This window comes from Halomonas faecis, assembly GCF_010993975.1.
Taxonomy (GTDB): Bacteria; Pseudomonadota; Gammaproteobacteria; order Pseudomonadales; family Halomonadaceae; genus Halomonas; species Halomonas faecis.
Genome location: NZ_JAACZO010000032.1, coordinates 53,383 through 65,921, shown reverse-complemented (window position 1 = coordinate 65,921; position 12,539 = coordinate 53,383). Strand labels below are relative to the sequence as shown.

Genomic DNA, 12,539 nt, shown 5'->3' with positions numbered 1-12,539 from the left:
TCCGGCTAGCCACGCTCCACCTGGCGCAGCGGCAGCGTGAGCCGGGCTTCCAGCCCGACTTCTGCCGAGTGGAAAAACTGCACCGCGCCACCGAATCGTTCAGCAATGGCCGCCACCACGGCGAGCCCCAGGCCGCTACCCTGCTGCTGACTGGCCCGCCAGAATCGCTGAGTGAGCTGCCGACACGCCGCCTCGGAGACGCCCGCGCCCTGATCACGCACGATCAGCGTGATGCGCCCCTCATCCTCCGCTCGGGCGTCTAGCGTGACCGGTTCGGCACCGTGGCGCAGGGCGTTCTCGATCAGGTTGCGCAGGGCCGTCGCAGCCAGTGCCCGTGGCAGCGCCAGCCGCCCCTCCGGCCAGCTCTCCGCTGAGACGATGCGCGCCTGTCCCGAGGGATCGGCATCGCGGCAGGCCAGAGTGACGACCTCGGCGACTTCGCACCCCCCTTCGTCATCGGCGCCCGGGCGGCCCTCGACCCGGGCCAACATCAGCAGCTGATCCAGGGTGCGCGACAGCCGGCCCACGCCCTCCTCGGCATGGGCCATCGCCTGACTTGCGGCGGCCCCCTCCACTCGCTGGGCCACCTGCAGATGGGTCTTGATGGCAGTCAGCGGGGTACGCAGCTCGTGAGCCGCATCGTCGGTGAAGCGCTGCTCGCGCTGCAGCGCCTCACGAACTCTGACCAGCAACGCATTGAGCGCCTCGATGAAAGGGCGAATCTCGGCCGGCACGCCGCGCTCGGCGACCGGATCCAGGGCTTCGGGGTGACGCCGTGCCAGGGCCGCCCGCAGCCGCTCGAGCGGCGCCAGGCCACGCACCACCCCGGCCCACAACGCCGCCAGGCTGCCCAGCAGCGCCACCACGAAGGGCACCACGGCCACGCGAACCACCTCGTCGAGTAGCTGGTTGCGCTCATCCATGCGGTCGGCGGTGGTGATCACCAGGCCACCGCGCTCGTAGGTGAACACCCGCCAGGTGACGCCATCGACCTCACGGTAGGCATGGCCGCGCTCGCCAGCGGCCAGAATCGTCTCCAGGTCGGTATGGGTGCGTGCCACGATCTCGCCGCGTGGCGAGTGCACCTGGCAGGCCAGCCCCTCGATGGGCGGAATCGACAGCGCCCGCTGATCCGCCTGCTGCCACACGTCTATCGGCAGCTGCGCCATGAGTCCTGCCACCATCCGCGCCGACTGGGCCAGACGCTGATCCAGGGTCGCCACCACCTCCTCGTGGAGATCGCGCATCATCCAGGCCGCCGCCACCCCCCACAACAGCAACAAAGTCAGCCCCAGGGTCAGCAGCAGGCGCAGACGCAAACTCATGAAGAATCCTCTGCGCGGCGGGCCGGATCGCCGATCCGCTCGGGTTGCCCCAGGCGGAACCCCACTCCCCTCACCGTCTCGATCACCCCGCTACCCAGCTTGCGGCGCAGATGGTGAATGTGCACGTTGAGCGCATTGCTCTCGACCTCTTCACTCAGGCCGTACAGGCTGTCCTTGAGTTGCTCGGCGCTGAGCACGGCACGCGGCGCGTTGAGAAAGGTTTCGAGCAACATCAGCTCGCGGCGCGGCAGCGAGACCAACCGGCCATCGAGCGTGACTTCCCGATTCACGGGATCCATCGACAAGCCACCGTGGACCAGGCAGTGTCGCGCACGGCCGCCGGCACGGCGCAGCAGCGCATGCAGGCGCGCCACCAGCTCATCGAGATCGAACGGCTTGACCAGGTAGTCGTCCGCCCCGCCTTCGAGTCCGTCGATGCGGTCGGCGACGGCATCGCGCGCCGTCAGCACCAGCACCGGCACGTCACGCCCCGCTTCGCGCCACGCTTCCAGCAGGGTCAAGCCGTCCCCGTCGGGCAGGCCGCGATCGAGGATCACCACGTCGCTGCGAACCGATTCCAGAGCACGACTCGCCGCTGCCATGGAGTCGACGCAGTCGACCACGAAACCGTGAACGGCCAGTCCGGCCTGGATGCCGGACGCCACGAGGGCATCGTCTTCGATGAGCAGCACGTGCATGACGGCTTCCTCCAGCGGTGGCGGGAAACAACGGCATCGCCCCTGCCGGGCATCCGGCAGGGGCGCCCAAGGCGGATCGACCGCCGCCAGCCTCAGGCAGCGATGCGAGTCACCCGGATCGGCAGGCCCTGGCGCACGCTGGCTCCGCTGATCGGCTCCAGCCAGGTACCCGCCACGCTACGGGTCGGATCCTCGAATCCCAGATCGTTGATGTTAATGCCGGCACGCAGCCATTCGAGATCGGGCTGGGACTCGCCGTCGATCACGTGAGGCGTGGCGCCGAGGTCGCGATGGCCATAGCCGTGCTCGATGCCCAGCGCGCCCGGCATCACGCCCTCACCGACCAGCGCCAGGGCGACCACGCTCCCGCCGGGGCTCTCGATGCGGATGGTATCACCGTGAGCGATACCGAAGCGCTCGGCATCCTGGCGGTGCATCATCACCGGGTTGTAGGGCTTGATCATGCGCAGCCGCTCGAGGCCGATGGCGTAGGAGTTCATCAGGTTCGATTTGAACGAGAACGCCAGCAGCGGCCACTCCTCTTCGCTGAATACTTCGCGCATGTCACGGCCGTCGGCCAGCTTGGGCAGGCTGTGACAGGGCACGCCGCGATTGCGCTGGCCGTTCTGGGTGTTGATGCTGGTACCGACCCGCTCATTGTAGACGCACAGAGTGCGCTTCCAGGCACTGGTGAGATTCTCGCCGTCGAAGTGCTCCTCAAAGTCCTCATAGCGCCCGCCACGGGCATAGAGATAGGCGACCGGGCCACGCTCCTCGGGCTTCAGGGTGCGCTCCAGCTTCGGCAACAGCGGTGCCAGCCCGGCGTGGGCGATATCGCTCTCATCGGCAGCCGGCAGCGGCTCGCCCTGCATGGCCACGTTAGCCGCAGCACGCAGGTAGAAGTCCTCGGCGCGGTCGAGCGGGTGCAGGTTGCCCTCGGCATCGGGAATCGCCTCGTCGCCGAAGCCCGGCAGACCCAGGCGTTTGGCCACGGCAATGAAGAAGCTGTCCATGGAGACCGGTTCGCCTTCCTGCGTCTTCTGCTGGCGGGGCTCGACCACCGGCCAGCAGGCGGTGGTCATCTTGCCCAGCGCCCCCCGCCAGGCACCGGTGAACCCCCATACCTCATACATCACCGAATCCGGCACGATGTAGTCGGCGTAACGGTTGGTCTCGTTGAGGAAGCCGTCGATGGTCACGAACAGCCCCAGCCGCTTCGAGTCCTTGAGCTTGTCGGCGACCAGTGCTTCCAGACCCGCCTGACCGTAGAGAGGGTTGGCCATGCAGCCGATCACCGCCTTGATGGAATAGGGGTAGCCATCCAGCGCCGAAGGCAGATGCTCGGTCAGCGTCGGCGGCGCCAGCGAACGCCAGGGCGCCCGTGCCGGGTAGGGATTCTCTCCGGCGTCCACCTTGCGCTGGTACTCGGAAGACTTCTCGTACGGGAACCGCGAGCGTGACAGAAAGATGCCTTGGGGCCCGCGCTTGCCGGGAAAGTCGGCCAGGTCGTAGCGCGGCCCGCTGCCGGTGCCGTTGAACTGGCCGCCGCCCGGTGCACTGCCGCCCTTGCGGTTGTGATTGCCGGCCAGCAGGTTGAGCATCTGTACACCGAAGGCCGCATAGAAGCCGTTGCCGGACATCATGCCGCCATGGCAGTTCACTGCCGCACGGCGGCCGTGGCTGGCGTAGCGCCGGGCCAACTCGACGATGGTGGCCTCGGGAATACCGCAGTGCGCCGCATACTCGGCCAGCGTGTGCTCGTGGGCCGCCTCGCGCAGCAGGGTCATGCTGCTCTTCACGCGCACGCGCTCTCCGTCCGCCAGCGACACCTCACGGTCGACGAACAGCGCGGCGCGCATCACGCTCTCGCTGTCGACCAGTTCGCCACTCTCGTTCACCACCAGCGGTACGTCGCCATCGCTACCCGCTTCGGCCCGACCCAGGTCGCTGACCCGCAGGAAATGGCCGCGACGCGGATGACCGTCACTGTCGAGCACCAGATGCGTGGCGTTGGAGTGGGTCACCTCGCCCGCCGACTCGGCAGCCGCCTGCCCCGGCAATTCGAGAAAATCCTTGGCATAGCCCTCGTTGTCCAGCAGCCACTGGATCAGCGCCATAGCGAAGGCACTGTCGGAGCCCGGGCGGATCGGTACCCAGCGATTGTGGTCGGCAGCGTGCGATGCCGAGGCATTGAGCGCCGGGTCCACCACCACGTAGTCCAAGGTGCCGGCAGCACGAGCCTGGGCGATCAGCCGCCCCTGGCGCTTGAACGGATTGCCGGCCTGACTGGGAGCACTACCGATGTACATCAAAAAGCGCGCGTTCTGGATGTCCGGCTTGACGTGAGCGAACTTCTGCATGTCGTTCATCACCGCACCGGAGCCCATGCGAAAGGCCAGGCCGCAGTAGGAGCCGTGATGGCCGTAATTGCGAGTACCGAAGGCATTGAAAGCGAAGCGCTTGAGCAGCGCCGAACGACCATAGTCGGTGGCCTCCATGACCATCAGCTGGTTGGCCTTCGGACCGTACTCGGGGTTTTCCGGATCGATGGGCGTCTCGACGTCATGGATGGCGCGCAGCCCCTCCACCTCGCCCTCGCCGAACAGGTCACCCCCTTCGCAGACCTCCTCGATCAGCTGCTCGAAGGAGATCTTCTGCCACTCGCGATCGCCGCGCGCCCCTACCCGCTTGAGGCAGTGGGTGACGCGGAAGGGGCTGTCGATCTGCGCCATCATGGCGTTGCCGCGGGCGCAGGCGGTGGAGCGGTTATGCTGGCCCTGGTCACCATAGGCGCTCAGCCCGCGCAGGGCCTCGGCCACCGGGGTACGCATGGGCAGGTGCTCGTCGGCAGAGAGCGGATTGTAGGGGTTGCCGGCGACGCGCAGCACTCGGTCGGTGGCATTGTCCACTCGCACACGCACGCCGCACTTGGTGGTGCAGCCGTAGCAGACGGTAAAGGCCATGCGCTGGTCGGGGTTGAGGGTCAGCTCACCGCTCTCGGGGTCGACAGAGTACTCCGGTGCCAGGGAGTTGCCATGGATGCGATGCTCGGGCTTCTCGCCGGCACTGCCGGAAAAGCCTTTGCCCATCTTGAGCAGCGGATCGGAGTAGCCGGCGGCGAAGGTAGCGGCGCCACCGGCGGCGACGGCGCCCTTGAGGAAGCGGCGACGTGAGGTATCGGGTGACTTAGCCATGACGGAGGACTCCTTCGACGTCAGGGTGGTCGGATGCGGCGGGAGAGGCGTCGGTAGCGCTACCGCCCTGGCGGGCTTGGCGCCACGGCAGGAAGAGGTCGACCAGCAGGATGGCAGCCAGCCACAGACCAAAGGTGCCGACGATGCCGAGGATGCCGGAAGACCCGGCGGGAATGCCGTAGTGGTGGAAACCGGCGCTGTGGCGAGCCACGGTCTGCACGTCCATCAGCACCACCCAGCGGAACATCCAGCCCACGTGCAGGGCCACCAGACCCAACGGCCAGGCCCAGTCGTAGAGTGCCGGGCGGCGTGATACGGGGCGGGTGAGCAGGTAGAGCACGGCGCCGAACAGGACCACGCCGGTAAGGCCGCCCCACAGGGCGGTGCTGCGCCACTCGGCGCTACCGCGCACGGATTCCATGGCCGCGGCCACGGAACCGACGTTGGCATTGATGCCGTCGAGGAACCAACTGCCGGCGACCAGACCGGCCACCAGACAGGCACCCAGCATCACTTTGAGCACCTGGCCGGTAACGATGATGTCGCGCCTACCGCCGATCCGGTCGAGCACCAGGATCAGGCCGCAGGCGGCAATGAAACCGGTGGCCACGAACATCGGCGGCAGCCACACCGTGTTCCACAGCGGGCGCCCCTTGACGATGGCGACTTCGGCGCCGGTATAGAGCATGATGCCGGTGGAAAGCGCCAGGGTGCCCAACCCCACCAGAGCGACCAGGGCGCGTGGCGTGGGCCCATCCCCCAGCGACAGCCAGCGGGCGAGCAAGCCGGCAATGCCTGGCCTGTGTCGACCGGCCTGCAACGCCGGGCGCCACGCCAGCCAGGCCAACGCGATCACGCCCGTCACGTAGAGCGGCAGCACCAGGCTGCCGATGGACATCCAGGAGTGGCTGTTGGCGAAGGCGTAGAAGTGCCAGAAACGCAGCGGCTGGTGCAGGTCGGCGAGCAGCGCCACGGGGGCCACCAGGGTGGTGGTGAGGCAGGCGAGCAGCGCCAGGCGTGCGGTGGGCAGCCAGCGTTGCTTGCCGAACACCAGCGCCGGGGCGGCCAGCCACAGAGTGGCGTAGGAGAGCGCGATCAGGAAGAAGTACTGTACCGCCCAGGGATACCAGGCGATGTCGTAGCGCGGGGCGAGCAGCTCAATGGCGGAATTCATAGCCCATCTCCTGGCCGTGGGGATCGAGGACTTCCAGGGCGACCGGCTCGGCGTCGGGGCGAGTGACGAAGCGTTCGTCCATGCCGAGGTAGAAGACCTGGGGCAGGGTGTTCTTCTCCGGCTGCAGCACCATCAGCTCGTCGCGGTGCTCATCGAGCATGCGACTGATCTGGCTCTCCGGGTCGCGCATGTCGCCAATGATTCGCGCCCCTCCCACGCAACTCTCCACGCAGGCCGGCAGCAGCCCCGCTTCCAGGCGATGGGCACAAAAGGTGCACTTGTCGGCGGTCTGAGTGCGCTCGTTGATGAAGCGCGCGTCATAGGGGCAGGCGTTGACGCAGTACGCACAACCGACGCAGCGGTCGCTGTCCACCACCACGATGCCGTCCTGGCGCTGGAAAGTCGCTTCCACCGGACAGACCGGAATGCAGGGCGGATTCTCGCAGTGGTTGCACAGCCGCGGCAGCATGAAGGTGGCGACCTCGCCACTCTCCTGATGCTGCACCTCGTACTGGGAAACGGTGGTCCGGAAGCTGCCCAGCGGGGCGGCGTTCTCGATATGGCAGGACACCGTGCACGCCTGGCAGCCGATGCACTGGCGCAGGTCGATGAGCATGCCGTAGCGCTTGCTGGGGTCGCCTTCGCGACGAGGTGGCTGCTGGTTGATGCCGGCGCTGGCGATGCTCGAGAGCGGCACCAGCGCGGCGCCGGCACTCACGCGGGCCAGTTGGCCGAGAAGGGAGCGGCGAATGGGATCCATGGCGCCTCCGGTAGTCGATGAGAAGTCAGCGCGGCGCGATGCCGGCGCGACCGGTACCGGTAGACTAGCCTCGACCAAGGTCGATGCGCTTGATATGAATCAACTAATTATTAGCAAGCTCTTAATATTGACGTAATATTACAGTAACCCTCTGATGACAAAAGACATTTCGGGAGTCCCCGAGCTCAAAAAAACCCCTGCGATGGCAGGGGCAAGGGGAGGTAATGCGACAGCGGTACGCTCAGCGGGCTTCGCGCAGGCCGGCCTTGCGTAAAATGGTGATCATCGGGCACCAGCGGGTGAAGGCGGACTGCATCAGGTTCAGCGCCACGAAGCCGGTAAACAAAAACCAGCCGGGGTGGACGAAATAGCCGAGCAGCACGGAGAGCAGCACGAAGGTGCCGGCGATCAGGCGAAGGGCTTCATCGATGGTCATGGTCGATCTCCTTGAATGGTCTTACCAGCAGTGGCTTATCTCGAGGCTGATCCGTCGACATGTCTACGAGGGGGCGCTGTGAACCCCTCCCTGGGCGCTACATTTGCCATCCCTGGCAAATGACCCCCTCTTCGACCTGTCCCCGGCGCCTCTCGTCGGGTGGACTGCGCCAGCGTAGGTCGTGGCGCCCTAAAAGCTGTAGCGGGCACGCAGAAATACATTGCCGTTCTCCTCGAACTGCCCGTAGAAGGTGCTGTCGCGGTCGCCGGTGAACAGGTTGGCCCCGGCGTCGAAGCGCAGGTTGTCGCTGTAGCGCCAGCCGACCGTAGGACGAATGAAGGCGTCGTCGTCGCTCGGCGAGTAGAAGTTCATGAGCCCGAGAGTGAGGTTGTCGCGCAGCATCCGATAGGTCAGACGCAGGGTGACCACGTGACGGAATTCGTCTCGCCGATCATCGGCCGCGAAGGGATAGCTCGCCACGTAGTCGTCATGGTCCTGCAGCCACTCCAGATAGTACTGGGTGCCCACCGTGAAGTGGGTGGCCATCTCGCGCTCGTAGCCGCCCAGCAGGCGCAGTTCGCTGTTGGGCACGTTGGGGTCGCTGCCGTGACGGTCGTCCGCGGAGTCGTACCAAGCCGTCTCGAGGTTGTAGATCCCGCCTTTGAGCGGCCCACGCAGGCTCGCCCCCAGGCTGTTCAGCCGGGCGAAGGTGGCCACCCCGCGCTCGGGGTCGAAGGCAGTGGGCTGGCCGAAGAAGCCGCGATAGCCGTAGATCGCCCACTCCTGGCTGCCGGCCAGGCCGTAGAGTCGCAACGCCAGCTCGGCATTGTCGGCGGAGTGGGAAGGCTCGTCGGCGTCGAGCTCGGGTGGGGCGCCGACGATCGCGCCGCGCGCCGGGTCGTAATAGCCGAGCCGCGAGCCGTCCACGTAGCGGTCGGGCTCGAAGCGCGGCGTCACCACCGCCTCCAGATTCACCGCCTCACCGAACCAGCTGACACGGGCGGCGTCGCTGGGCGCCTTGAGGTAGTCGTCGTCGCGGCCGGAAAGGAACGATTGCCAGTCCTTGGGGAAGAGGTCGTTGACGAACAGCAGGTCGCCGGTACCCCAGGTCAGCACCTGGCGCCCCAGGCGCACGTCGAAACGCTCGCCGGGGGAGAAGCTCACCATCGCCTCGCGCACCTCGCCGGTGAGCTCGTCCTCGACGCCATCCGCCACGCCATCGGCCTTGACCGTGAAGGTGGCCCAATCGGTGAGGTACTCGCCTTCGAGCTGCAAGCGCAACTCCTCGAGGGTCATGTCCTCGTCGATGGCGGGGCTGTCCTGTGTGCGCCAGGCACTCGCCCCCTCGACGAAGCCGTACCAGGAGAAGGCCGAGGCCTCCTCGCCCCAGGGATCGTCGCCCCAATCATCGTCCCCGCCCTCCTCTTGGGCAGCCAACGGAGCGGCGGCGAGCAGCAGAATCATCGCCATCGCCACACGACGTTGCGCTCTCGCCTCTAACCAGCGTTTCATCACTGCCGCTCCAGCCATTGCCGCGGCGGGTTGCGCAGCGAGCGCTCGGTGAACACCGACTCGGGAATGCCCAGGTCGTAGGCGCTGAAACGGAACTCCACCAAGGTGTGGCCTCCGGAGTCGAGGTCTTCCATGCGCATGCGCGTGCCGGTGGGATAGCCGTCGATCTCCTCCACCGCCTCGATGGTCATGCGGCGATAGACATCGCCGCCGCCGTCGACGTACTCGCTGCGCATGGGCAACCAGGTATCGCGGTCGACCCAGGTGGTGAAGTGGGCAAACTCGACGCTGCCGGGATCCTTCGGGGTACTTTTCACCACGTAATGCTCGTCGGTGGTGTCGATGAGTTCATGGGTATCGTCTTCGAGGTGGCGGCCGGAAACGTCCTCGTAGAAGACGTGCGAGCCGACGAAGCTGGTGCGCTTGTCGCCCGGCGCGATGCGCCGTACCAGGTCGAGTCCCGGCAGGTAGAGCCAGCGGTCGTCGTCGGCTCCCGGGTTCTTGTGCACCAGGAAGACCGTATCGCGCACATCGGACGGCCGGCTGAAGGCTACCAGATAGCGCTGACGGCCTGCGTCGCCGTCACGGCGCAGCAGGGTGAACTGGCGCACCTGCTCGCGACCGCTGCCGTCGAAGATGCGCATGCGTGCCTCGCTGCGGCCGTCGTCGCCAGCGTAGAACGAGGCCTGATTGGCGCGCTCGACGATCTCGGCGACATCGGTGGACTGAGCCAGAGCCGCTCCGGAGAGTGCACTCAGCCCCAGCGCAGCAGCGATCAACAGGGTTCGATACAGGCGGACAGGGGTCATCTCACACCTCCTTGGGGGTATCGGCCGACACGTCGGACACGGCATGTGCCGGCTCGGCGAAGAAACGCTGCGGCCAGGTCGCGACCACGGCGGGCAGCATCAGCAGGGTCACCAGGGCGGAAACGGCCATGATGCTGGCCAGGAAGATGCCGACGGTGACGTAGGGCATCAGCGGCGCGACCAGCAGCGGCGTGAAGCCCAGGGCGATGACGATGGCGTTGCGGGCGATGGCGCGGGCCGGCTCCTGGAAGACCAGGGTCATACCCTCGCGCCAGCTGCCGGCTTCGGCCACCGCCTCACGCAGTCGCTGAATGAAGTGGATGGCGAAATCCACCGAGAGGCCCAGACTCAATGCCGAGAGCACCGCCACCGGCATGTCGTAGTCCTTGCCGACCAACCCCATCACGCCGTAGATCAACGCCACGGTTAGGGTCAGCGGCAGCATGGCGAGCAGGCCCAGCCACAGCGAGCGGAACAGCACCACCATCATCACCAGCACCACCGCAAAGGCCGAGAGCAGCGCCAGCAGCATCCCCGCCACCATTTCGCCCTGCCACACCAGATTGATGTAGGTGCTGCCCGCCCACTCCATGGCCAGCCCCTCGGGCAGCGGGTTGTCCGCCACGTAGGCCTCCACGGCGTCGAGCACGCGCTGCATGTCCTGGTTGTCGCCGCTGGGCAGCTGCAGCCAGACGTTGGCCGAGCGGTAGTCATCGGCGACGAAGTGCCACAGGTCGCCGGGGCGATGCGACGACTGATAGCTGAGGATCGCCTGGGCGACACCGGCGCCGCTGTCGGGGATGCGGAAATCCGACGGCTCGCCGCTGACCAGCTCGCGGTTGACGGTGCGCACCAGGTCGGCCAGGGAGTTGGCCTTGCCGACATGGCCCTCCCCTTCCAGGTGCGCCTGCAGGTCGGCCATGTAGCGCAGATTCTCGGGAGACTGGAAGGTCAGCGCCTCGCTGCGCACGGCTTCGGCGGCGTCGAGCAACCGCTCCCACCACTCGACCTCTTCGCCACTCACCTCGAAGAGGCGGTCGTCGATGGCGAACATCAAGTTGTCCAGGGTGGACTGGGCATCGTCTCCGCGGCTCTCGTCCAGCAGGTTGCGCCAGTCGTCTTCCAGCATGACGCCGGCCTGGCGGGCCTCGTCGAGAATCGGCGCGGCACGCTCGGCAAGCAGCGATTCCAGGTCGCCCCCTTCACGCTGCTCCAGCACCAGGTAGGCTTCGTAGGTGCCGGCGAAATGCTCGTTGAGCACCCGGTCGGCGACGCGGATCTCGTGGTCGGCCTTGAACCAGCGTGTCGGATTGTCGTTGATCTGAATCTGGGTGATGCCGTAGACGGCCACGCCGAGCAGGCCCAGGAAGAGCATCAGCAACCAGCGGTGGCGGGCCGTGGCCAGTCGCCCGGTGGCCGCCACGAGGCGCGCCAGACGGCCACCGTCACCCTCCTGAGCCGCCGTGCGATGCACGCGCTCGGCCATGCGGTCGAGGGTGCGCGTAGGCAGCGCGGCCACGTAGGCGGGCAGAAAGGTCAGGCTCAGCACCATGGCCAGCAGCACGCCGAAGGCGACGAAGGCGCCGAACACCTGCACCGGGGGAATCGGCGACAGCACCAGCGAGCCGAAGCCCACGCTGGTGGTCAGCGACGTGAAGATGATCGGCTTGTGGAGCTCCTGGATGACCTCGGCCATCACCTCGCGGGGGTCGCCCCCCGAGCGCCAGCGATCCGAGAAGTCGGACATCACGTGCACCGAGTCCACCACGGCGATGGGCATCAGGAAGATGGGGATCATCGAGCTCATGATGTGCACGGTGTAACCCAGGCCGATCAACAGGCCCATGGTGGCGATCACCGTGGCCATGGCCAGCAGCATGGGCGCCACCACCACCGGCACGCTGCGGAAGAAGAACACCATGACGACGAAGATGAGCAGCCCGGCCAACGGCGCCGAGATGGCCATCTGCTGGAACATCTGCACGCCGAAGGTATCCTGTGCCACCGGCTGCCCGGTGACGTGCACCGCCTCCTCGATGCCGAGCTCGGCGACCGCCGCTTCGATCTCGGTGGCGATGCGATGGCTTTCGTTCTTGTCCTCGATGGGCACGAAGATGCCGGCGGCCTGGCCGTCTTCCGAGACCAACGACCCCAAAAACATCGGCAGCCGCTCGACCGCCTCGCGCAGTTCGGCGGCGGCCTCCGGCGTCTCGGGGGGCGCGTCCATTAGCCAGTCGAAGCTGATGGTGCCGGGCGTGACCTGCTCGACGTTGTCGACGGTGGCCAGCGACATCACCTCGTCAGCCACCACCCCCTCCATAGCCTGGATTTCCCGAGTCAGCGCATGCAGCCCGGCCAATGCATCGGGGTGGTAGATACCCACCTCGTCGCGCTCGCTGACCAGCCCCACCACGATGGTATCGTAGAGATCGAAGCGCTCGTCGATGCGGGCATCGAAGACGCGATCCGCCTGATCGCTGGCCAGCATGTTTTCCGGGTCGGTATCGATGGCGATGCGCGGAATCAAGGCCGCCAGCGCCACCACCAGCGCCACCACCGCCGCGAACACCCAGCGGTAATGCCGCATGCTGAACCGTGCAAGGGTGTCACCCATGGCTCGTAGGTCTCCGA

At 66.7% G+C, this 12,539-nt stretch carries 9 protein-coding genes; all 9 read right to left on the bottom strand.

Annotated elements, in window-relative coordinates:
• Window positions 1-5 precede the first annotated feature (5 nt).
• The gene (locus tag GFD32_RS12110; protein WP_163576873.1) at window positions 6-1,325 is read right to left on the bottom strand and encodes an ATP-binding protein; all 1,320 of its coding nucleotides are present in this window, start codon (window positions 1,323-1,325) and stop codon (window positions 6-8) included.
• Window positions 1,322-2,023 carry a response regulator gene (locus GFD32_RS12105; protein ID WP_163576872.1) on the bottom strand — a complete coding sequence of 234 codons (702 nt, stop codon included), beginning with the start codon at window positions 2,021-2,023 and terminating at the stop codon, window positions 1,322-1,324. Before GFD32_RS12105 ends, GFD32_RS12110 begins: the two co-directional genes overlap by 4 nt.
• A gap of 92 nt (window positions 2,024-2,115) precedes the next feature.
• Complete coding sequence (locus tag GFD32_RS12100) at window positions 2,116-5,217, bottom strand: molybdopterin dinucleotide binding domain-containing protein (RefSeq protein ID WP_163576871.1); 3,102 nt, start codon at window positions 5,215-5,217, stop codon at window positions 2,116-2,118.
• A complete protein-coding gene (gene nrfD / locus GFD32_RS12095) occupies window positions 5,210-6,391 on the bottom strand; it encodes an NrfD/PsrC family molybdoenzyme membrane anchor subunit (protein ID WP_163576870.1) in 1,182 nt (393 codons plus the stop codon). The genes GFD32_RS12100 and nrfD overlap by 8 nt, the downstream gene beginning before the upstream one ends.
• The gene (gene dsrO / locus GFD32_RS12090; RefSeq protein ID WP_163576869.1) at window positions 6,375-7,151 is read right to left on the bottom strand and encodes a sulfate reduction electron transfer complex DsrMKJOP subunit DsrO; all 777 of its coding nucleotides are present in this window, start codon (window positions 7,149-7,151) and stop codon (window positions 6,375-6,377) included. Before dsrO ends, nrfD begins: the two co-directional genes overlap by 17 nt.
• Window positions 7,152-7,392: 241 nt before the next feature.
• Entirely contained in the window at window positions 7,393-7,587 is a 195-nt protein-coding gene (locus GFD32_RS12085) for a YgaP family membrane protein (RefSeq protein ID WP_163576868.1), read from the bottom strand.
• 189 nt (window positions 7,588-7,776) lie between these two features.
• Window positions 7,777-9,099: a DUF1302 domain-containing protein gene (locus GFD32_RS12080; RefSeq protein ID WP_205599124.1), complete on the bottom strand. Its 1,323-nt coding sequence runs from the start codon at window positions 9,097-9,099 to the stop codon at window positions 7,777-7,779.
• Window positions 9,099-9,908, bottom strand: coding sequence for an outer membrane lipoprotein-sorting protein (locus GFD32_RS12075; RefSeq protein WP_163576866.1), 810 nt, complete (start codon window positions 9,906-9,908; stop codon window positions 9,099-9,101). The genes GFD32_RS12080 and GFD32_RS12075 overlap by 1 nt, the downstream gene beginning before the upstream one ends.
• Window position 9,909: 1 nt before the next feature.
• Window positions 9,910-12,522: an efflux RND transporter permease subunit gene (locus tag GFD32_RS12070; protein ID WP_163576865.1), complete on the bottom strand. Its 2,613-nt coding sequence runs from the start codon at window positions 12,520-12,522 to the stop codon at window positions 9,910-9,912.
• Between the last annotated feature and the right edge of the window lie 17 nt (window positions 12,523-12,539).

What these genes read in the sequence shown, in the direction of transcription:
- GFD32_RS12075 (WP_163576866.1), bottom strand. Translation starts at nt 9,908, where the DNA reads ATGACCCCTGTCCGCCTGTATCGAACCCTGTTGATCGCTGCTGCGCTG.
- GFD32_RS12080 (WP_205599124.1), bottom strand. Translation starts at nt 9,099, where the DNA reads ATGAAACGCTGGTTAGAGGCGAGAGCGCAACGTCGTGTGGCGATGGCG.
- GFD32_RS12105 (WP_163576872.1), bottom strand. Translation starts at nt 2,023, where the DNA reads ATGCACGTGCTGCTCATCGAAGACGATGCCCTCGTGGCGTCCGGCATC.
- GFD32_RS12100 (WP_163576871.1), bottom strand. Translation starts at nt 5,217, where the DNA reads ATGGCTAAGTCACCCGATACCTCACGTCGCCGCTTCCTCAAGGGCGCC.
- nrfD (WP_163576870.1), bottom strand. Translation starts at nt 6,391, where the DNA reads ATGAATTCCGCCATTGAGCTGCTCGCCCCGCGCTACGACATCGCCTGG.
- GFD32_RS12070 (WP_163576865.1), bottom strand. Translation starts at nt 12,522, where the DNA reads ATGGGTGACACCCTTGCACGGTTCAGCATGCGGCATTACCGCTGGGTG.
- GFD32_RS12110 (WP_163576873.1), bottom strand. Translation starts at nt 1,325, where the DNA reads ATGAGTTTGCGTCTGCGCCTGCTGCTGACCCTGGGGCTGACTTTGTTG.
- GFD32_RS12085 (WP_163576868.1), bottom strand. Translation starts at nt 7,587, where the DNA reads ATGACCATCGATGAAGCCCTTCGCCTGATCGCCGGCACCTTCGTGCTG.
- dsrO (WP_163576869.1), bottom strand. Translation starts at nt 7,151, where the DNA reads ATGGATCCCATTCGCCGCTCCCTTCTCGGCCAACTGGCCCGCGTGAGT.